The sequence below is a fragment of the Streptomyces sp. NPDC007205 genome (genome assembly GCF_040634095.1).
Taxonomy (GTDB): Bacteria; Actinomycetota; Actinomycetes; order Streptomycetales; family Streptomycetaceae; genus Streptomyces.
Genome location: NZ_JBEYEW010000025.1, coordinates 53,139 through 71,677 on the forward strand (window position 1 = coordinate 53,139; position 18,539 = coordinate 71,677).

At 71.7% G+C, this 18,539-nt stretch carries 17 protein-coding genes; 12 read left to right on the forward strand and 5 right to left on the reverse strand.

Annotated elements, in window-relative coordinates; translation table 11 throughout:
• Window positions 1–101: 101 nt before the first annotated feature.
• The 3 genes from ABZ624_RS30925 (at window position 102) to ABZ624_RS30935 (ending at window position 4,310) form a co-directional block, all read left to right on the forward strand.
• Entirely contained in the window at window positions 102–782 is a 681-nt protein-coding gene (locus tag ABZ624_RS30925; RefSeq protein ID WP_360096209.1) for an ElyC/SanA/YdcF family protein, read from the forward strand.
• 154 nt (window positions 783–936) lie between these two features.
• The gene (locus ABZ624_RS30930) at window positions 937–3,426 is read left to right on the forward strand and encodes a molybdopterin oxidoreductase family protein (RefSeq protein ID WP_360096212.1); all 2,490 of its coding nucleotides are present in this window, start codon (window positions 937–939) and stop codon (window positions 3,424–3,426) included.
• A gap of 56 nt (window positions 3,427–3,482) precedes the next feature.
• Entirely contained in the window at window positions 3,483–4,310 is an 828-nt protein-coding gene (locus tag ABZ624_RS30935) for an arylamine N-acetyltransferase (RefSeq protein WP_360096215.1), read from the forward strand.
• A 28-nt stretch (window positions 4,311–4,338) separates the two neighbouring features.
• Here the strand turns inward: ABZ624_RS30935 and ABZ624_RS30940 are convergent, their stop codons facing one another.
• The gene (locus ABZ624_RS30940) at window positions 4,339–4,797 is read right to left on the reverse strand and encodes an ATP-binding protein (protein ID WP_360096218.1); all 459 of its coding nucleotides are present in this window, start codon (window positions 4,795–4,797) and stop codon (window positions 4,339–4,341) included.
• A gap of 85 nt (window positions 4,798–4,882) precedes the next feature.
• On the opposite strand from ABZ624_RS30940, the gene ABZ624_RS30945 reads away from it, so the two are divergent.
• The 3 genes from ABZ624_RS30945 to ABZ624_RS30955 are packed head-to-tail and all read left to right on the forward strand — an operon-like array spanning window position 4,883 to window position 7,038.
• Entirely contained in the window at window positions 4,883–5,719 is an 837-nt protein-coding gene (locus ABZ624_RS30945) for a helix-turn-helix transcriptional regulator (RefSeq protein WP_360096221.1), read from the forward strand.
• Window positions 5,716–5,973, forward strand: a complete 258-nt coding sequence (locus ABZ624_RS30950; protein ID WP_360096224.1) for a DUF397 domain-containing protein — start codon at window positions 5,716–5,718, stop codon at window positions 5,971–5,973. The genes ABZ624_RS30945 and ABZ624_RS30950 overlap by 4 nt, the downstream gene beginning before the upstream one ends.
• Before the next feature lie 45 nt (window positions 5,974–6,018).
• Entirely contained in the window at window positions 6,019–7,038 is a 1,020-nt protein-coding gene (locus tag ABZ624_RS30955; protein ID WP_360096227.1) for a DUF5954 family protein, read from the forward strand.
• Between the two features lie 37 nt (window positions 7,039–7,075).
• Here the strand turns inward: ABZ624_RS30955 and ABZ624_RS30960 are convergent, their stop codons facing one another.
• Window positions 7,076–7,519 (reverse strand): gamma-glutamylcyclotransferase family protein, encoded by a 444-nt coding sequence (locus tag ABZ624_RS30960; RefSeq protein WP_360096230.1) that lies wholly within the window; start codon window positions 7,517–7,519, stop codon window positions 7,076–7,078.
• 139 nt (window positions 7,520–7,658) lie between these two features.
• On the opposite strand from ABZ624_RS30960, the gene ABZ624_RS30965 reads away from it, so the two are divergent.
• From ABZ624_RS30965 to nirD, 6 genes are all read left to right on the forward strand, one after another.
• Window positions 7,659–9,311, forward strand: a complete 1,653-nt coding sequence (locus ABZ624_RS30965) for a M4 family metallopeptidase (protein WP_360096233.1) — start codon at window positions 7,659–7,661, stop codon at window positions 9,309–9,311.
• 257 nt (window positions 9,312–9,568) lie between these two features.
• The gene (locus ABZ624_RS30970) at window positions 9,569–10,078 is read left to right on the forward strand and encodes a hypothetical protein (protein WP_360096236.1); all 510 of its coding nucleotides are present in this window, start codon (window positions 9,569–9,571) and stop codon (window positions 10,076–10,078) included.
• 294 nt (window positions 10,079–10,372) lie between these two features.
• Window positions 10,373–11,011 (forward strand): class F sortase, encoded by a 639-nt coding sequence (locus tag ABZ624_RS30975; protein WP_360096239.1) that lies wholly within the window; start codon window positions 10,373–10,375, stop codon window positions 11,009–11,011.
• Between the two features lie 130 nt (window positions 11,012–11,141).
• A complete protein-coding gene (locus tag ABZ624_RS30980; protein WP_360096242.1) occupies window positions 11,142–12,356 on the forward strand; it encodes an FAD-dependent oxidoreductase in 1,215 nt (404 codons plus the stop codon).
• Complete coding sequence (nirB, locus tag ABZ624_RS30985) at window positions 12,356–14,977, forward strand: nitrite reductase large subunit NirB (RefSeq protein ID WP_360096245.1); 2,622 nt, start codon at window positions 12,356–12,358, stop codon at window positions 14,975–14,977. The genes ABZ624_RS30980 and nirB overlap by 1 nt, the downstream gene beginning before the upstream one ends.
• Entirely contained in the window at window positions 14,974–15,324 is a 351-nt protein-coding gene (gene nirD, locus ABZ624_RS30990) for a nitrite reductase small subunit NirD (protein ID WP_360096248.1), read from the forward strand. Before nirB ends, nirD begins: the two co-directional genes overlap by 4 nt.
• Before the next feature lie 200 nt (window positions 15,325–15,524).
• On the opposite strand, the gene ABZ624_RS30995 is transcribed toward nirD, so the two are convergent.
• From ABZ624_RS30995 to ABZ624_RS31005, 3 genes are read right to left on the reverse strand one after another with little or no spacing between them, the layout of a single operon-like run.
• Window positions 15,525–16,358: a carbohydrate ABC transporter permease gene (locus tag ABZ624_RS30995; protein ID WP_360096251.1), complete on the reverse strand. Its 834-nt coding sequence runs from the start codon at window positions 16,356–16,358 to the stop codon at window positions 15,525–15,527.
• Window positions 16,351–17,253 carry a sugar ABC transporter permease gene (locus tag ABZ624_RS31000; RefSeq protein WP_360096254.1) on the reverse strand — a complete coding sequence of 301 codons (903 nt, stop codon included), beginning with the start codon at window positions 17,251–17,253 and terminating at the stop codon, window positions 16,351–16,353. The genes ABZ624_RS30995 and ABZ624_RS31000 overlap by 8 nt, the downstream gene beginning before the upstream one ends.
• A complete protein-coding gene (locus ABZ624_RS31005) occupies window positions 17,250–18,527 on the reverse strand; it encodes a sugar ABC transporter substrate-binding protein (protein WP_360096257.1) in 1,278 nt (425 codons plus the stop codon). The genes ABZ624_RS31000 and ABZ624_RS31005 overlap by 4 nt, the downstream gene beginning before the upstream one ends.
• Between the last annotated feature and the right edge of the window lie 12 nt (window positions 18,528–18,539).

Below are 18,539 nucleotides of genomic sequence, written 5' to 3' on the forward strand. Positions count from 1 at the left end.
TTTCCATGGCTTCACGTCGTACGGATGCTCGATGTGAGGCGAACCGGATCGCGGTCGCCGGCGTCCTCCATGGTCGACAAGCCGATCCGTGGGGGGCCCGTATGAAGTTCCGTCGACCGCGGCTGCCGCGCTCCCGTCGGGGGCAGCGGCGGCTGGTGCAGGCCGTGATGGCCGGGTGTGTGCTGGCTCTGCTGCCGGTGACCTGGCTGTACGTGTCCACGGCGGACCGGCTGCGTACGACGGCGGACGCCCCGCGGGCGCAGGTCGCCGTGGTGTTCGGGGCCGGGCTGTGGAACGGGGAGCCGTCGCCGTATCTCGCGCACCGGCTGGACGCGGCGGCGAAGCTGTACCGGGCGGGGCGGGTCGAGGTCGTCCTGGTCACCGGGGACAACAGCCGCAAGGACTACGACGAGCCCGACGCCATGCGTGCGTATCTGACGAAGCACGGGGTGCCGCAGCGGCGGATCGTCAGCGACTACGCCGGGTTCGATACCTGGGACTCGTGTGTGCGGGCCAGGAAGATCTTCGGCGTGGACCGGGCCGTGCTGATCAGCCAGGGTTTCCACATCCGGCGGGCGGTGGCGCTGTGTGAGGCGGCGGGGGTGGACTCGTACGGGGTCGGGGTGGCCGACAAGCACGACGTGACCTGGTACTACGGCGGCACGCGCGAGGTGTTCGCGGCGGGCAAGGCGGTACTGGACGCGGTGTTCCATCCGGATCCGACGTTCCTGGGCCCGCGCGAACACGGGGTCACGAGGGCGCTGGCTCAGGCGCGGGACTGAGCTCGGAGAGTGTCACCCGCCCCCCGAACCAGCCGTGCGCACGGACCGGGCCCCGGGACCTCACCTCGCCCCCGGACCGGCGGGGAGGTCGCCGTGCCGGGCGTGTAACCGGGAGCGGCCCGGGGCCGTAACACGGTCGACGCACGCTGGCGGTATGGAAACGATCGCCTCGACGCCCACCCACTGCCCGTACTGCGCCCTGCAGTGCGGGATGAATGTCACGCCCCTGCCGCAGGGGGGCGTCGAGGTGACCGAACGGACGGACTTCCCGGTCAATCGGGGCGCACTGTGCGGCAAGGGCCGCACCGCGGCCCAGGTGCTGTCGCCGGCGGTGCGGCTGACCTCTCCGCTGCTCCGGTCCGGCGGCCGGCTGGTCGAGGCGAGCTGGGAAGCGGCGCTGGACCGGATCGCCGAGCGGCTCGCGAGCACACGGGCGGAGTACGGCGCGGACGCGCTGGGCGTGTTCGGCGGGGGCGGGCTCACCAACGAGAAGGCGTACACACTGGGGAAGTTCGCGCGCGTCGTGCTCGGCACCTCGCAGATCGACTACAACGGCCGTTTCTGCATGTCGTCGGCCGCGGCGGCGGGTACGAAGGCCTTCGGTCTCGACCGGGGGCTGCCGTTCCCGCTGGAGGACGTTCCGAAGACGGGGTGCGTGATCCTCGTCGGGTCGAACCTCGCGGAGACCATGCCGCCGTCGCTGCGTTTCTTCACCGAACTGCGCGCGAACGGCGGCACGTTGATCGTGGTGGACCCGCGCCGGACGAGGACGGCCGAGCAGGCGGACCTGCACCTGGCCCCCCGGCCGGGCACGGACCTCGCTCTCGCCCTGGGCCTGTTGCACCTGGTGGTGGCCGAGGGGCGGACGGACGAGGAGTACATCCGGGAGCGGACCACCGGCTGGGAGGAGGCACGGGCCGCGGCGATGGCGCACTGGCCGGAGCAGGTGGAGCGGATCACGGGGGTGTCGGTTCCCCAACTCCGGGAGGCGGTACGGATGTTCTGCGAGCCGGAGTCGGCGATGGTGCTCACGGCGCGCGGGCCGGAGCAGCAGTCCAAGGGGACGGACACGGTGGGCGCGTGGATCAACCTGTGCCTGGCGACCGGCCGGGCGGGCCGCCCACGGTCCGGGTACGGGTGCCTGACCGGGCAGGGCAACGGGCAGGGCGGGCGCGAACACGGGCAGAAGGCCGACCAGTTGCCCGGTTATCGCAGGCTGGACGACCCGGCGGCGCGGGCCCATGTGGCGGGCGTGTGGGGAGTGGACCCGGACACGCTCCCCGGCCCCGGGCGCAGCGCGTACGAGCTCCTCGACGCCCTCGGCACGGACATACGGGCGCTGCTGCTGATGGGCTCCAACCCGGTGGTGTCGGCGCCGCGCGCGGCCCATGTCGAGGAACGGCTGCGTTCGCTGGACTTCCTGGCGGTGGCCGACGTCGTCCTGTCCGAGACGGCTGAGCTGGCGGACGTCGTGCTGCCGGTCACCCAGTGGGCGGAGGAGACGGGCACCACGACCAGTCTGGAGGGCAGGGTCCTGCTGCGCCGCCAGGCGGTCGACCCGCCGCCCGGGGTCCGCAGCGACCTGTACGTCCTGCACGAGCTGGCGGCCCGCCTCGGAGTGGAGAAGGGCTTCCCTACGGACCCCGAGGAGGTCTTCGAGGAACTGCGCCGGGCAAGCGCGGGCGGCCCCGCCGACTACTCGGGCATCACCTACCGCCGCCTGGCGGAGGAGAACGGCGTCTTCTGGCCGTGCCCGGCCCTCCCGGCCGGGAACGCGGACGGCGCAGCCGGGTCGGCTGGGTGGGGGGACGGAGCCGGATCGGCGGTGTGGGGTGACGGCGAGGGGCGCGCGGGTGCGGGCGGCGGTGCGACGACCGGATCCACGCGGGGTGACGTCGGGATCCGTACGCATGCAGCCGGCGGTCCGGTGACCGGGTCCGCGATCGCCGGGACCGTCGGCGGTCAAGGGGCGGCGGCCGACGCCGACGACGGCGAGGACGCGCTGCTCGACGCACTGCTCGACGCCCTGCCCGATGACCCGGCCCAGGACGCCGAGGCCACCGCGCCCGCCGTGTCCGCCGAGGCCGCCGTGTCCGCCGAGGCCGCCGTGTCCGCCGTGTCCGCCGTGTCCGCCGTGTCCGCCGTGTCCGCCGACGCTGCCCTGCCCGCGGTGCACCCCGGAACCCCCCGTCTCTTCCTCGACCGGTTCGCGCATGCGGACGGCCGTGCCCGGTTCGTCGCCGTGACGCACCGGGCGACGGCGGAGGAGCCCGACGCCGAGTATCCGCTGCTGCTGACCACCGGCCGGGTGGTGTCCCAGTACCAGTCGGGGGCGCAGACACGGCGGGTCGCCGAGCTGAACGCCGCCGCGCCCGGTCCCTTCGTGGAACTGCACCCACGCCTCGCGGCCCGGATCGGCGCGGCCGAGGGTGACCCGGTGACCGTGGTCTCCCGCCGGGGCCGGGCCACCGCCCCCGCCCGTATCACCCCGGCCATCCGCCCCGACACCGTCTTCATGCCGTTCCACTGGCCGGGCGAGGGCCGCGCCAACACCCTCACCAACCCGGCCCTCGACCCGACGTCCCGGATGCCGGAGTTCAAGTCGTGCGCGGTCAGGGTCGAGGTCGTAGGGCCACGGGAGTAGCGCGGATCGCTCCGGGGGACGCGGTGGGACGGACCGCACTCGCGTAGGTTCGAAGCATGTCCGACTTCGAACAGTTCGACCTCGACGCCTATCTGGACCGCATCGGATGGCAGGGTGGCCGCCGGGCCGGCCTGGAGACCTTGCGGGGTGTGCATCTGGCGCACGCGCTGTCGCTGCCCTTCGAGAACCTAGACGCCGTGTCCGGCCGGGCCCCCTCGCTCGCCCCGGCCGATCTGATGGACAAGATGATCCGCGGCCGGCGCGGCGGCTACTGCTACGAGCACAACACCCTGCTCCGGCTGGCGCTTCAGGAGCTGGGGTTCGGCGTGACACCGCTGGCCGGGCGGGTGGTGCTGGGTGCCGAGACGCCCGAGAGCCGGCCGCGCACCCACGCGATGCTGCGGGTCTCGGTGCCGGGCGAGTCCCGGCCGTATCTCGCGGACGTCGGCTTCGGTGCCGAGGGTGCACTGCTGGTGCCGGTGCCGCTGGTGACCGGCGAGGAGTCCGAGGGCGGCGGGCGCCGGCACCGGCTGGTGCCGCTGCCGCACGAAGGCCCGCTGGAGCTGTGGGAGTTGCAGGCCTACGACCGCCGATCGCGGGGGTGGGTGGGTCAGTACGCCTTCACGCTGGAGCCGTTCGCCGCCACGGACCTGGAGGTGTTCAACTGGTATGTCAGCACCAGCCCGCGTTCCCCGTTCACCCGCCGCCCCTACCTCCAGCGGACCACCGCCGAGCGTCATCTCGCGCTGGACGGCGACCGGTTGACCGAGACCCGCGCCGACGGCACGGTGACCGAGCGCAAGCTGACGGACGAGGCTGAGGCGCGGCGCGTGGTGGCGGAGGAGTTCGGGATCGCGGTGCCCGAGGGACTGAGGCTGCTGTGAGGGTGGTCGGCCTGCCCGGCATCGCCCGTCACCGGCCCGCGAACTCACACCACACGACCTTCCCCGGATCCCGCTCCCCCACCCCCCACTTGTCCGCGAACTCCGACACCAGCAGCAGCCCCCGCCCACCCTCGCCCGGCTCCGGCTCCCGCTCCTGGTCCGGCCCGTCCGGCTGCGGCAGGGCCGGTACACCGTCCCCGCTGTCGTGCACCTCGACACGCACCCCGCCGTCGTACGGCAGCGGCAGCAGGCGCAGCAGGAAGCCCCGGCCGGGCGGTACGCCGTGCACGAGGGCGTTGGTGGCGAGTTCGCTGACGCACAGCACGATGTCGTACGACCGTTCGCGCATGCCCCAGTCGGCGAGCGCGTCGCGGGTGAAGGCACGGGCGGCGGGGACGGACTGGCGTTCGCGCCGGTAGAAGCGTTCGCGCGGGGAAGCGTGGGGGAATTCTGCATTCACGTGACGAGAGTCACACTCCGTGGCCATGATGGAACAGTGCGTGCGGCCGTACAAGTGGCTTGTACGGCTGTGCCGCGGTGAAGGTACGGGCGCGGGTGGGGAGTTGGACCGCATGAGCAACACGACACGGTCACGGTCGAAGTCACGCAGGAACGCCTCGGCGATGAAGATGGTGGGCGCGCTGCTCGCCCTCTACCGGGAGGCGGCCGGATACACGCAGAAGGCGCTGGCCGAGCGGTTCGTGATCAGCGAGGAGCAGATCGCCTCCATCGAGCAGGGCCGACGGCCGCTGAAGCCGGATCTCGCCGAGCAGCTGGACGAACTTCTGGAAACCAAGGGGGCGTTGGCCACCGCGCTGAGCAGGATGCCGGAGGTGGACCTCATCCCTCTGTGGGCGGAGGAGTTCCTGGACCAGGAGCGCGAGGCCATCGCGATCTCGTCGTACGAGAACCAGGTGGTGCCGGGCCTCCTGCAGACAGACGCATACGCCGAGGCCGTCTTCCGCAGCCGCGTGCCTGTCTACGAGGAGGACAAGATCACACAGTTGGTGGCGACGCGTGTCGAACGGCAGGCGATCCTGCACCGCAAGGAGCCGCCGATCACGTCCTTCGTGGTCTGGGAGCCGGTGGTGCGGGCGCCCATCGGCGGGAAGGAGGTCTGGGGCGAGCAGGTGCGGCATCTGCGTGCATGCTCCGAACTGCCGGGCCTCATGCTTCAGGTACTGCCACTCGATCGCACCACCCACGCGGGGCTCAACGGGTCGTTCGTCCTGCTGGAGACACCCGAACACCAGCGGCTCGCGTACGCGGAGAACCAGCGCGGCAGCCAACTGATCGCCGACCCGCACGAGGTGGCGATCCTCACACAGAAGTGTGCGATGCTGCGGTCACAGGCCCTTACCCCTGAGGACACGAGGGACCTGCTGGACCGTCTGTTGGGAGAGCAATGAGCGGCACCGCACTTCGGTGGTTCAAGTCGAGCTACAGCGGCGACGAAGGCGGCAATTGCATCGAAGTCGCCTACACCTGGCGCAAGTCCAGCTACAGCGGCGACGAGGGCGGCGCCTGCGTCGAAGTAGCCGCCCACCCCGCCGCCATCCACATCCGCGACTCCAAGACCCCCGCCGAACCGCACCTCACCGTCACCCCCGCCGCCTGGTCCGCCTTCCTGAAGCTGAAGCTGTCCGACAACCCCGGTTGTTGAGCCGGTTCGGCCCCCGCACCCCTGCCGGTCCGCAACAATGCGTGCATGGACGGCAACTGGAAGCGACAGCTGGACGCGCTCCGCGACGACCTCGAACGCCGGGGTGACCCCGCCGCGTGGGTGAAGGAGGTCGACGCGGCGCACGCCTCGGTGCGGTATGCCCACTTCTCGGTGCGCGGGCCGGTGTTCGGGGTCGCCGTTCAGGATCCGGCGGCGGGGCCCGGGTGGCGGCTGCTGAAACCGGTGACGGACGGCATGCCGCAGATGGCCCGTGACGGCCTGAACTCCCATCTGTTCTTCACGGCGAAGGACGACACCGAGGACCGGGCCGTGCGGCGCGAACTGCTGGCCGCCGTGGCGGTGCTGGACCGGGAGCCGGTGAACGAGGTCGAGGCGTGCGGGGTCCGCTACCGGGTGGTGCGCGGGGACGAGTTCACGCGCAGCGATGACGACGGGGGTCTGGAGCCTCCCCGGCCCACCGACCCGGAGCCGGTGGAACCCTCGTGGGACCGGCAGGCGCGCGACACCCCGTACAGAGAGATCGGTTTCGCCCTCGACCCGGAGCACACGGAGGGCCCCATGGAGGGCGCGCTGAAACTGGCGCTGCGGGACTTCTCCTACACCGGCTCCCGTTACCCGGCCCGGATGCGCGCGGACTCCGAGCGCGCGGTCCGCACCCACCCGGACATCGTGCTGCTCCCGGCCGGCTTCACGGTGGCCGAGCACGAAGAGCAGGGCTGGCGCCCGCTGACCCGGCTCGCGCCCACCCCGCACGCCGCCCGGCGCTCGCTCTACAACGGGCTGGAGGAGATCTGGGCCATGCTCTACCAGTACGACGACGCCAAGAAGGCCCGCTACGCCAAGGCGGCCGAGGAGTACCGGGCGCTCGGCCGCGCCGACGAGTTCCGCGTCGACGACCGCCTCTTCCGGATCTGCCGTATCGAACGCATGATCCGTATGGGCCCGGACGGCCCGGAGACCCCACGCCCTTCGGACCACGACGAGTACGGCCCCATGAAGATCCACCCGACGATGGACGAGGACGGCACCGTCCACTACGAGTGATCCGGCGGGACTGTCGCTGCCGCGCTGATTCCCCGGCTCAGCGGCGGGACAGCCAGTCTCCGTCCTCGATCAACTTGCCCTCGGCCCGCAGCCGGGCGGCGACCCGCGGGGCGGCCAGATAGACCCAGGCCTCGACGGCGGTGCCGTCGGTGGTGTGCAGGACCTGGCGGGCGACGCGTTCGTAGAGGTTGCGCGGGTCGCCCGGCACGTACTCCTCCAGGTGGTCCAGGGCCGCGAGCAGCTCGGGGTAGGCCTCCGGTCGGGCGGTGACCAGTTCGCCCCGGACCTCGCCGCCCGGCCGCTCGACGGCGTAGGGGTAGCCGGGGCCGTCGTAGAGCGCCGCGCCGGGCAGCCGGGCCGGTTCCTCGGAGGCGGTGCGCCCCCGCAAGTACAAGTTGTGGTTGGCCTCGCCGGGCCGGAGCGTGCCGTAGACGAAGAACGGCAGCGGGGTCCCGGACCGCTCGGGCTCCTCAGTGATCACGGAAACGATTCTGTACCCCCTTCGGCTCCTCACACATCTCCATGAAGACGCTATGGACATGACATGTCATGGCCCTTTAAATCTCTGGGGACATCAGCGCCACCCCCACGCCCAGTTCGGCGCCTCCCCGAGGAGACAGATGAGCCGGATACGCCCGCACGTCCGAGGGTCCCGTCGTCTCGCCACCACCGCCGGCGTCGCCGTCACCACCGCGACCCTGCTGACCGTCGCCCTCTCCCCCGCCGCCCACGCCGACACGAGACCCAGCCGGGCCACCGCGATCGAGAACGCGGCGTCGGCGCTCCTGGCCCATGCCACGAGCCTGGGCCTGACCTCCGCCGAGCACACCAGCGTCCGTGACGTGATCGTGGACAGGGACGGCACCCAGCACGTCCGCTACGACCGCACGTACCACGGGCTGCCCGTTCTGGGCGGCGACTTCGTGGTCCACCTTGCCCGGGACGGCGCCTACCGCAGCGCCAACCGGGCGACCCGCAGCCCGATATCCCTCAGCTCGGTCCTCCCGAAGATCTCGGCCCCCAAGGCCGCCGACCTCGCCGTGAACGCCCTGCGCGCCGCCCACCTCGGCAACCCGCTGAAGCAGGTGAAGGCCAAGCCCGAGCTGATCGTCGACGCCCTGCACGGCACCCCGAAGCTCGCCTGGCGCACCAACGCGGCCGGCCTGGACTCGCTCGGCAACCCGGTCGCCCGGACCGTGCTGACCGACGCCCGCACCGGCCGCCAGATCGACGCCTGGGACAGCATCGAGACCGCCGCCGGTGACGGCAAGTCGCTCTACAGCGGGACGGTGCCGCTGGAGACGACCCAGTCGGGATCGTCGTACCAGCTCAAGGACCCGACCCGCGGCAACACCTACACCGGGGACGCGGAGGGCAAGACCGACCTGTGCTTCTTCGGCATCTGCTTCAGCCGGGCGCCCGCGACGCTGTTCACGGACGCCGACAACCACTGGGGCAGCGGCACCACCGCCGACCGTGCCTCGGCCGCCGTCGACGCCCAGTACGGCACCAACGAGACCTGGGACTACTACAAGAACGTCCAGGGGCGGAACGGCATCGCGGGCGACGGCAAGGGCTCGTACAACCGCGTCCACTACGGCAGCAACTACAACAACGCCTTCTGGGACGACAGTTGCTTCTGCATGACGTACGGCGACGGTGACGGGACCACCTTCGGGCCGCTGGTGGCCCTCGACGTCGCCGGGCACGAGATGACCCACGGGGTCACCTCCAAGACCGCCGCGCTGACCTACTCGGGCGAGTCCGGCGGGCTCAACGAGGCCACCTCGGACATCCTCGGCACGATGGTCGAGTGGTACGCGAACAACCCCTCCGACCCCGGTGACTACCTCATCGGCGAGAAGATCGTGAAGCCCGGCTTCGGCAAGCCCGCCCTGCGCTTCATGGACAAGCCGTCCAAGGACGGCAACTCGGCGGACTACTGGAGCAGTTCGGTCGGCAACCTCGACGTCCACTACTCCTCCGGCGTCGCCAACCACTTCGCGTACCTCCTCGCCGAGGGCAGCGGGCCGAAGACGATCAACGGCGTCAGCTACAACTCGCCGACGTACAACGGCTCCACGGTCACCGGCATCGGCCACGACAAGGTCGGCAAGATCTGGTACCGGGCGCTGACGGTCTACATGACCTCCTCGACGAACTACGCCGGGGCCCGCACGGCCACCCTCAACGCCGCCAAGGACCTGTACGGCGCGGGCAGCACGGAGTACAACGCAGTGGCGGCGGCCTGGAGCGCCGTCAACGTGAACTGAACCGCGTGCCTCATGAGAGGGCCGGTGCCTGGGCGGGCACCGGCCCTCTCGTCCATTCGTGTTCTCTTCGCACCGGCCTCTCGCACGGGCCCGCGCACACCCTGTGACCTGCCCGGACCTCGTGCGGGCTAGGCCGTGTGGGGGCCGCGGACGACACCCGTTCACCGCATTTCTGACGCGCCCTCAGGGAGCGGAACTCCGGGACTGCGACTTACCTCGGTAACGAACGGACCGAGACCCGAAGCCCCGGGAGCACCATGCGCCGCACCGCCCGTCTGCTGACCGGTACCGCGCTCGTCGTGGCAGCCGCGGCACCCGCCCACGCCGTCGGCACCGGCAGCCTGGACGTGTACCCCTCCACCGTGACTCCCGGCAGCCAGGTCACGGTGAACACCGCCGCGTGCGGGGACAAGGGCTCGGCGACCGGGGACGCGGGCGCGGTCGGTGCCGGCACCTTCACACTGGCGCCCAGCTCGCACGAGGGCGAGGCGATCGGCCAGTTCCAGGTGCCGCCGAGCGCGCAGCCGGGGACGTACGAGATCGTCGCCACCTGCGCGGAGGGCGACCGGCAGGTGAAGGGCGACCTGGTGGTGGCGTTGACCGCGGCGCACGAGCAGGTGCAGCCGCGGGGAAGTGTGAAGACGGGGGTCGGCGGCGCACTCGGCCCCGGCCCCGTGCAGACCACGGCGGGTGTGGCGGCACTGGCCGTCGCCGCCGCGGGCGGTACCTGGCTCCTGCATCGCCGGGCGAGAGGCGACGGGATCTGACGGACACCCTCCGCTGTCCGTCGGCCGGTACCGCATGCCCCACCCCCTCCGGGTCCGATGCCCCTCGCGGCCCGGAGGGGGAAGGGGTCTTCGGGATCCGCCCCGGGACTCGGGGTGCGGCCCGGGACTCGGGGTCCGTCTCCGGGACTCGGGGTCCGCCCCGGGACTCGGGGCGCGGCCCGGGACTCAGGTGCGGCCCAGGACTCAGGTGCTGCCCAGGACTCGGGGTCCTGTCTCCGGGATTCGGGGTCCGTCTCCGGGATTCGGGGGTCCGCCCCCGGGAGAGGGGTTGGTATGCGCAGGAGCGCCAGGCGTGACCGGCTCGGCGACACCGCGATAGCCGCGCTCACCGTCGTGGCCCTCGGTTGCGGGGTATGGCTGCTCGGCGGGGGTGCCGGGACGGACACACCACCGCAGCCGGCCGCCGCCGAGGGCCGCCCGGATCCGGGCGAGGAGCGCCTTGCGGCCCCCGCGCTCGCGCCCTCCCCGCCCCTGCGCATCCGCATTCCCGCGATCCGTGTGAACGCCCCGCTGACGGGCCTGTCCCTCACCCCGTCCGGCAGCCTGGACGTGCCGCCCGCCCGGGAGAAGAACCTGGCCGGCTGGTACGAGTCCGGCACCATGCCAGGCGAGACGGGCACCGCGATCGTCGCCGGGCACGTCGACAACACGGAGGGCCCCGCCGTCTTCTACGACCTGGGCGCGCTCAAGCGGGGCGCCCGCATCGAGGTGGACCGCCGGGACGGCAGCGTGGCCGTGTTCACCGTGGACGCGGTGGAGGTGTACGAAGCCCGCGACTTCCCCGACGACAAGGTGTACGGCGCGGCTCCCCGCCCCGAACTCCGGGTCATCACCTGCGGCGGCGGCTACTCGAAGGCCACCGGCTACCAGGGCAACGTCGTGGTGTTCGCCCATCTGACGGGCAGCCGTTAGCGCCTCAGTGCGGTGCCGGCTCCCCGCCCGGACCCCTCACACCCCCCGCCCGCCCCCGCTGAGGGCAGCGTTCCCCACGGGAAACAGGGGTGATGCGGCCGGGTAACGTCGGGACCGCACGCTCAAGGACATGACCTCGAAAACGCGTGTGGTGGTGATCGGCGCCGGCCTCGCGGGCGTACGGCTCGCCCGGCGGCTCGGTGAGCTGGGCACGCCCGCGCTGCTCGTCGGCGAGGAGGAGCACCCGCCGTACAACCGGGTACTGCTCGCGGAGGTGCTGGCCGGCCGCTACGCCCCCGAGGTGATTGGCCTCCCGGCACCGGCGGGGCTGCTCCGGGCCCGGGTCACCGGTATCGACCGGGCCGCCCGGACCGTCGACTGCGCCGACGGCACGTCCCTCGCATACGACACGCTGGTCCTCGCCACCGGCTCCAACCCCGTACTGCCGCCGCTGCGCGGTCTGTTCACCCCCGACCACCAGCTCCCCGAGGGCGTCCACGCCTTCCGCACGATGGACGACTGCCTGGGGCTGGCCAAGGCGGTCCGGCCGGGCGTGCGCGCGGTCGTCATCGGCGGCGGGCTGCTCGGCGTCTCCGCCGCCCGCGCGCTCGCCGTGCGCGGTGCGCAGGTGGTCCTCGCCCAGCAGGCCGAGCGGCTCATGGAGCGCCAGCTCGACCCGGACGCCTCCCGGCTGGTGCTGCGGCACCTCACGGACCTGAGCGTCGAGGTGCACACCGAGTGCCGGGTGCGGGACGTGCGCTGCCTCGCGGGCGCGGTCCGCTCCGTGGAGCTGGCCGACGGATACGCCCTGGACGCCGACCTCGTCGTCCTCGCCTGCGGGGCGCGCCCGCGCACCGGACTCGCCGAGCAGGCCGGTCTCGCCGTCCATCAGGGCGTCCTCGTCGACGACGCGCTGCGCACCTCCGACCCGCACATCCACGCCGTCGGCGACTGCGTCCAGCACGACGGCACGGTCTACGGCCTGGCGGCTCCGGCGCTGGAACAGGCCGACGCGCTCGCCGAGCTGCTCGCCGGAGGCACGAACGCGCGCTACCGCGGCACCCGCTCCCTGACCCGGCTGACCCTCACCGGCGCGGGCTCCCCCTTCGACCTGGCGGCTTTCGGCGAGACCGAGGCGCGCCCCGGAGACGACGTCGTACGGCTCGCCGACGCCACCCGCGGCACCTACCGCAAGGTCGTCGTCCGCGACGACCGTCTGGTCGGCGGGGTCCTCGTCGGCGAACTCGGCACCGTCGGCGCGCTCGCCCGCGCCTGGGAGGGAGCAGAGCCGCTCCCCGACGACGGCCCCCTGCTCCACCTGCTCACCAACGACGGAGGCTCCTGATGTCCACGGACACCCGCACGGACACCCCCACGATCGTGCTCGTCGGCCACGGCATGGTCGGCCAGCGCTTCCTCGAAGCGCTCGCCGAGCGCGGCCTGACCGCCACGCACCGCGTGGTCGTGCTGTGCGAGGAGCCGCGTCCGGCGTACGACCGCGTCGCCCTCACCTCGTACTTCTCGGGCAGGACGGCCGAGGACCTGTCCATGACCGACATGGGGTTCATCGCCGACCACGGCATCGAGCTGTACGTCGGCGACCCGGCGGAGACGGTCGACCGCGCGGCGAAGCAGGTCACGGCCAGGTCCGGCAAGGTCTTCGGGTACGACACGCTCGTCCTCGCCACCGGCTCCTACCCGTTCGTGCCGCCGGTGCCGAACAAGGACGCCGAGGGCTGTTTCGTCTACCGGACCATCGAGGACCTGCTCGCGATCGAGGAGTACGCGAAGACACGGGCGACGACCGGCGCCGTGGTCGGCGGCGGGCTGCTCGGTCTGGAGGCCGCCGGTGCGCTCAAGGGCCTCGGGATGGACACCCACGTCGTGGAGTTCGCGCCGCGCCTGATGCCGGTGCAGGTCGACGAGGGCGGCGGCGCGGCGCTGCTGCGGACCATCGAGGGCATGGGCCTGACCGTGCACACGGGCGTGGGCACCCAGGAGATCGTCACGGACGCCTCGGGCGCCGTCACCGGCATGAAGCTGTCCGACGGCTCCGAACTCCCCACCGACATGGTGGTGTTCAGTGCCGGCGTCCGCCCCCGCGACCAGCTGGCCCGGGACTGCGGCCTCGCCGTCGGCGAGCGCGGCGGCATCACCGTGGACGAGCAGTGCCGTACGGTCACCGACCCGCACGTGTTCGCCATCGGCGAGTGCGCACAGGCCGCGGACGGCCGGGTGTACGGCCTGGTGGCGCCCGGCTACGAGCAGGCGGAGACGGCCGCGGCCACCATCGCCGCGGACGAGGCCGAAGAGTTGACGTTCACCGGCGCCGACCTGTCCACCAAGCTGAAGCTGCTCGGCGTGGACGTGGCCTCCTTCGGCGACGCGCACGGCACCACCGAGGACTGCCTCGACGTCGTCTACTCCGACTCCCGCGCCGGCCTGTACAAGAAGCTGGTCATCGGCGCGGACGGCACGCTGCTCGGCGGCATCCTGGTCGGCGACGCCGAGGCGTACGGCACCCTGCGCGCGCTGACCGGCTCGGTGCCCCCCATCTCCCCCGAGTCGCTCGTCCTGCCCGCCGGAGCCGACTCGGGGGCCCAGCTCGGCCCGTCCGCCCTCCCGGACGAGGCGATCATCTGCTCCTGCCACAACGTCAGCAAGGGCACCATCCGCGGGGCGGTGACGGAGCACAAGTGCACCACCGTGCCCGAGGTGAAGAAGTGCACCAAGGCCGGTACCGGCTGCGGCAGCTGTGTGAAGGTGCTGGGCCAGCTGGTCGACGCCGAGCTGGAGGCGTCCGGCATCGAGGTCGACAAGGGCCTGTGCGGCTGCTTCGCCCAGACCCGCGAGGAGCTGTACGAGATCGTCCTCGCCCTGCGCATCACGTCGTACCAGGAGCTGCTGGACCGCTACGGCCGTGAGGGCGCCCGGGACGGCGACGGCTGTGAGACCTGCAAGCCGGCCGTCGGCTCGATCATCGCCTCCCTCGCCCCGGCGATCGGCGCGAGCGGGTACGTCCTCGACGGTGAGCAGGCCGCCCTGCAGGACACCAACGACCACTTCCTCGCCAACCTGCAGAAGAACGGCTCGTACTCGGTCGTGCCACGCATCCCCGGCGGCGAGATCGCCCCCGAGAAGCTGATCGTGATCGGCGAGATCGCCCGGGACTTCGGTCTCTACACGAAGATCACCGGTGGCCAGCGCATCGACATGTTCGGCGCCCGGGTCGAGCAACTGCCGCTGATCTGGTCCCGGTTGGTGGATGCCGGCTTCGAGTCCGGGCACGCCTACGGCAAGTCGCTGCGCACGGTGAAGTCCTGCGTGGGCTCCACCTGGTGCCGGTACGGCGTCCAGGACTCGGTCAAGATGGCGATCGACCTGGAGCTGCGCTACCGGGGCCTGCGGTCGCCGCACAAGCTCAAGTCCGCCGTCTCCGGGTGCGCCCGCGAGTGCGCCGAGGCCCAGTCGAAGGACTTCGGGGTCATCGCCACCTCCAACGGCTGGAACCTGTACGTCGGCGGCAACGGCGGCGCCACCCCGCGCCACGCGGACCTGCTCGCACAGGACCTGTCCGACGCCGAACTCGTGCGCCTCATCGACCGGTTCCTGATGTTCTACATCCGCACCGCCGACCGTCTGGAGCGCACCAGCACCTGGCTGGAGCGGATCCCCGGTGGCCTGGACCACGTACGGGACGTGGTGGTGCACGACTCGCTCGGCATCTGCGACGAACTGGAGCAGCTGATGCGGGCCCACATCGCCCACTACCGCGACGAGTGGGCCGAGACCATCGACGACCCCGAGAAGCTCGCCCGGTTCGTGTCCTTCGTCAACGCCCCGGACACCCCCGACCCGGTCGTCGCCTTCGTCCCCGAGCGCGACCAGATCAAGCCCGACCTGCCGCTGCTGTCCATCGGCATGCGGCCCGCCGACGACGTCCTGGAAGGAAGCGCCCAGCGATGACCCTGACTCTTGAGACCACCGGTCTGAAGGTCCAACTCCGGCTTGCCGACGGCTGGTTCACGGCGTGCGACCTGAGCACGCTCACCCCCGGCCGCGGGGTGGCCGCCCTGCTGCCGGACGGCCGTCAGGTGGCCGTCTTCCGCGACCGCGCCGACCGGCTGTACGCCGTCGACAACCGCGACCCCTTCACCGGCGCGGCCGTCCTCTCCCGCGGCCTGACCGGCACCCACCAGGGCCGCCCGTTCGTGGCCTCACCCCTGCTGAAGCAGCGCTTCGACCTGATCAGCGGCCAGTGCCTGGACGACGAGGCGGTACGGGTGGCGGCGTACGAGGTACGGGCGCTGTAGCGGCGGCAGGGGACGCGGGGGGCGGGGCGCCGGTGCGCCGTGCGCGCCGTCACGCGGTTTCACCCGACCACATCGCCGACGGTGTGCGCATCAACGCCGTCAGCCCCGGCCCCACCGCCACGGACAGGGCCTCGGACGACGCGGCCTCGGTCGTCGGCACCGACCTGGTGGTGGACGGCGGCTCGACGGCCCGACCCGGTTCAGTCGATCCCGGACCGCTCCACCCCCGCCACGATCCACCGCTGGAAGCACAGGAACACCAGCAGCAGCGGCAGGACGGACACGACGGCCGCGACGAACAGCTCGTGCAGCCGGATGACCTGGGACGTCGTGAACGACGACAGCGCCACCTGGACCGTCCAGGCGCTCCGGTCCTGTCCGATCACCAGCGGCCACAGGAAGGAGTTCCACGCGCCGAGGAAGACGATCGTGCCCACCGCCGCGAACACCGGCCGCGCGTTCGGTACGACCACCAGCCAGTACGTGCGCCAGTACCCGAGTCCGTCGACCTGCGCCGCGTCCTCCAGCTCCCGTGGAAAGCCAACGAAGTACTGCCGGAAGACGAAGCAGGCGAACGCCGAGAACAGCGTCGGGACGATAAGCCCGCGCAGGGTGGAGATCCAGCCCAGCGACGACACCAGCACGAAGCTCGGTACGAAGGTGACGGCGGCCGGGACCAGCAGGGTGCCGAGGATGCCGTAGAAGACCTTGTTCGCGTGCCGGTACGGGATGCGGGCGAGGCCGTAGCCCGCGAGGGACGCGAGGAACAGGGTGCCCAGGGTCGTCGCGATGGCGATCAGCGCGGAGTTGAGCAGCGAGCGGGCGAACGGAACGGACGGATCGTCGAACAGCTCCCGGACGTTCCCCCACCTCAGCTCGCCGGGGAAGAGGGTCCATTCGGGCGAGGTGATGTCCTGCTCGCTGGACAGCCCGTTGCGCACCAGCAGATAGAAGGGAACGAGGAAGAGGAGAGCGAGCACGACGAGCAGCGCCAGCCGCAGCGCCCGCCCGGCCCGCACCAGGGCGTCATCCATCGGCGTCCGTCCTTCCCAGCCTCAGCCACCGCGCCTGCCCCACCGTGACGACCGCGATGACCAGCGCGAGGATCACCGCTCCGGCGCTGCCGAGCCCGAGGTTCTGCCCCTGCCCGAGGGCGGTGTAGTAGAGGTAGACGAGCGGCGGCCGGGCGTACGGCGGATACCCCCGCGCATCGGACAGCAGGTTGTAGAACTCGTCGAAGGCCTGGAAGGCGTTGATGACGAGCAGCAGTACCACCGCGACCGAGGTGGCCCGCAGCTGGGGCAGGGTGATGTGCCGCAGCACGGTCCACCCCGGCCGGGCCCCGTCCACGGCGGCGGCTTCGTACAGCACCGGATCGATCCGCTGCAGCCCGGCCAGGAACAGGACCATGTAGAACCCGGCCTGCAGCCAGAGCCGTACCGTGACGATGACCAGCCAGTACCAGGGCGGATCGGTGCCGGCCAGCCAGGCGACGGGATCACCCCCGAACCACCCGAGGACCGTGTTCGCCAGCCCGAACCGCACCCCGTTGAAGATCGACATCTTCCACACCAGCGCGGCGACCACATAACTGCACGCGGCCGGAAGGAAGAAGACCGACCGGAAGAACGCGCGAGCGCGCTTCAGCCGGTTCACCATCAGGGCGAGGGAGAGCGAGCACCCGTAGGTGACCGGCACGATGAAGGCGGTGAAGACGAGGAAGGTCCGCAGACTGCCGACGAACGCGTCGTCCCGCAGCATCGCCGTGTAGTTGTCCAGCCCCACGAAGTGCGTCGGCGTGACCGTGTTGTGGGCATCGAAGAAGCTGAGGCCCACGCTCCACAGCAGCGGAACGTAGGTGAACAGCGCGAGCCCGAGCGTGAACGGCCCCACGAACACCCAGAACCACAGGGCCCCGCGGCGCCTCACGATGTCTTCTTCGCCTTCTTCGCGTTCCTCACCCGGTCGAGCTCGCCGGCCACCTTCCGTACGACGGACCGCAGTTCACTCGCCGGATCGGCCCCGCTCGTGATGATCCGGCTGAGCGCGTCCTGGTAGGCGGTCTGCGAGGCGGGCGTCCACAGCAGGGGCTGGGCGTAGCCGTGGTCGGTGGTGAAGCGGACGGCGTCGGCGGCGGCGCCCGACCGCAGCGTGGCCGCCTTCCTGGCCAGGGAGATCCGGGCCGGGATGTGAAAGCCGTAGGACAGCGCGAAGTCCTCCTGGTAGTCGGCCCGTTCGACCCACAGCCACTTCACGAACTCCTTGGCGGCCTCCTGGTGCCGGCCGCGCGCGCTGACGGCGGCGCCGTAGGCTCCGACGGGTACGGCGGGCTTCCCTTGGCCGCCGTCCTTGGGAAACGGCAGCACGCCGAAGTCGTCACCGAGTTCCTTCTTGATCAGGGGCAGCGCCCACAGCCCGGACCACTGCATCGCGGTCAGCCCCTGGATGAAGGCGGAGGGGTCGGACCAGTCGGCGGGCGCGCCGAGGAGGAGGGACTTGTCGGCGTACAGCTGGTGCAGCTTGCCGAGGGTGCGGGCGGCGGCGGGGTCGTCGAAGCCGGCCTTGCCGTCCTCGGTGACGAGCTGGAGCCCGGCGGCGTACAGGGGCGTACCGCCGAGCACACCGGCTCCCCCGTCGTTGCCCAGGAACAGCCCCTTGACCTTGCTGCCGGTGAGCTTCTTCGCGGCGTCCACGAGGGCGTCGAGCGTGGCGGGCGGCTCGACCCCGGCGTCCTTCAGCAGGCTCTTCCGGTAATAGAGCATCTGCATGTCGATGACCTGCGGAATGCCCCAGACCCTTCCGTCGTAGGTCTTCGGCGTGAGCACGGCCGGATTGAAGTCGTCCTTGACGCCGTCGATCAGGTCGGTGAGGTCGACGACCTGACCGCCCTGGATCTGGTCGAGCGTGGGCCCGTTCACCTCGAAGACGTCCGGCCCCGAGTCGGTGAGCAGGGCGGCGGCGGTCTGCTGGTCGTAGTTTCCGGGCCGCCACTGCACCGTGACCCGTGCCTTCTGGTAGGCGGCGGCGTACCGCTCGACGGCCTGCTCGGTGCCGGCCTCGCCGTACTGGTGGTACCACTGCGACAGCTCCGTGCCGCCGGCGCCCCCGCCCCCACGCCCGGTGTTGGACCCGCAGCCGGCGAGTAATCCGGCACCTGCCGCCCCGGCTCCCGCGGCCAGCAGTGCTCTGCGGCTGATCGTCATCGTCGGTGCCCC

Bases quoted from the DNA above. Each gene is read 5' to 3' on its own strand.
- ABZ624_RS30925 (WP_360096209.1), top strand. From the start codon at position 102: ATGAAGTTCCGTCGACCGCGGCTGCCGCGCTCCCGTCGGGGGCAGCGG.
- ABZ624_RS30930 (WP_360096212.1), top strand. From the start codon at position 937: ATGGAAACGATCGCCTCGACGCCCACCCACTGCCCGTACTGCGCCCTG.
- ABZ624_RS30935 (WP_360096215.1), top strand. From the start codon at position 3,483: ATGTCCGACTTCGAACAGTTCGACCTCGACGCCTATCTGGACCGCATC.
- ABZ624_RS30940 (WP_360096218.1), bottom strand. From the start codon at position 4,797: ATGGCCACGGAGTGTGACTCTCGTCACGTGAATGCAGAATTCCCCCAC.
- ABZ624_RS30945 (WP_360096221.1), top strand. From the start codon at position 4,883: ATGAGCAACACGACACGGTCACGGTCGAAGTCACGCAGGAACGCCTCG.
- ABZ624_RS30950 (WP_360096224.1), top strand. From the start codon at position 5,716: ATGAGCGGCACCGCACTTCGGTGGTTCAAGTCGAGCTACAGCGGCGAC.
- ABZ624_RS30955 (WP_360096227.1), top strand. From the start codon at position 6,019: ATGGACGGCAACTGGAAGCGACAGCTGGACGCGCTCCGCGACGACCTC.
- ABZ624_RS30965 (WP_360096233.1), top strand. From the start codon at position 7,659: ATGAGCCGGATACGCCCGCACGTCCGAGGGTCCCGTCGTCTCGCCACC.
- ABZ624_RS30970 (WP_360096236.1), top strand. From the start codon at position 9,569: ATGCGCCGCACCGCCCGTCTGCTGACCGGTACCGCGCTCGTCGTGGCA.
- ABZ624_RS30975 (WP_360096239.1), top strand. From the start codon at position 10,373: ATGCGCAGGAGCGCCAGGCGTGACCGGCTCGGCGACACCGCGATAGCC.
- ABZ624_RS30980 (WP_360096242.1), top strand. From the start codon at position 11,142: ATGACCTCGAAAACGCGTGTGGTGGTGATCGGCGCCGGCCTCGCGGGC.
- nirB (WP_360096245.1), top strand. From the start codon at position 12,356: ATGTCCACGGACACCCGCACGGACACCCCCACGATCGTGCTCGTCGGC.
- nirD (WP_360096248.1), top strand. From the start codon at position 14,974: ATGACCCTGACTCTTGAGACCACCGGTCTGAAGGTCCAACTCCGGCTT.
- ABZ624_RS30995 (WP_360096251.1), bottom strand. From the start codon at position 16,358: ATGGATGACGCCCTGGTGCGGGCCGGGCGGGCGCTGCGGCTGGCGCTG.
- ABZ624_RS31005 (WP_360096257.1), bottom strand. From the start codon at position 18,527: ATGACGATCAGCCGCAGAGCACTGCTGGCCGCGGGAGCCGGGGCGGCA.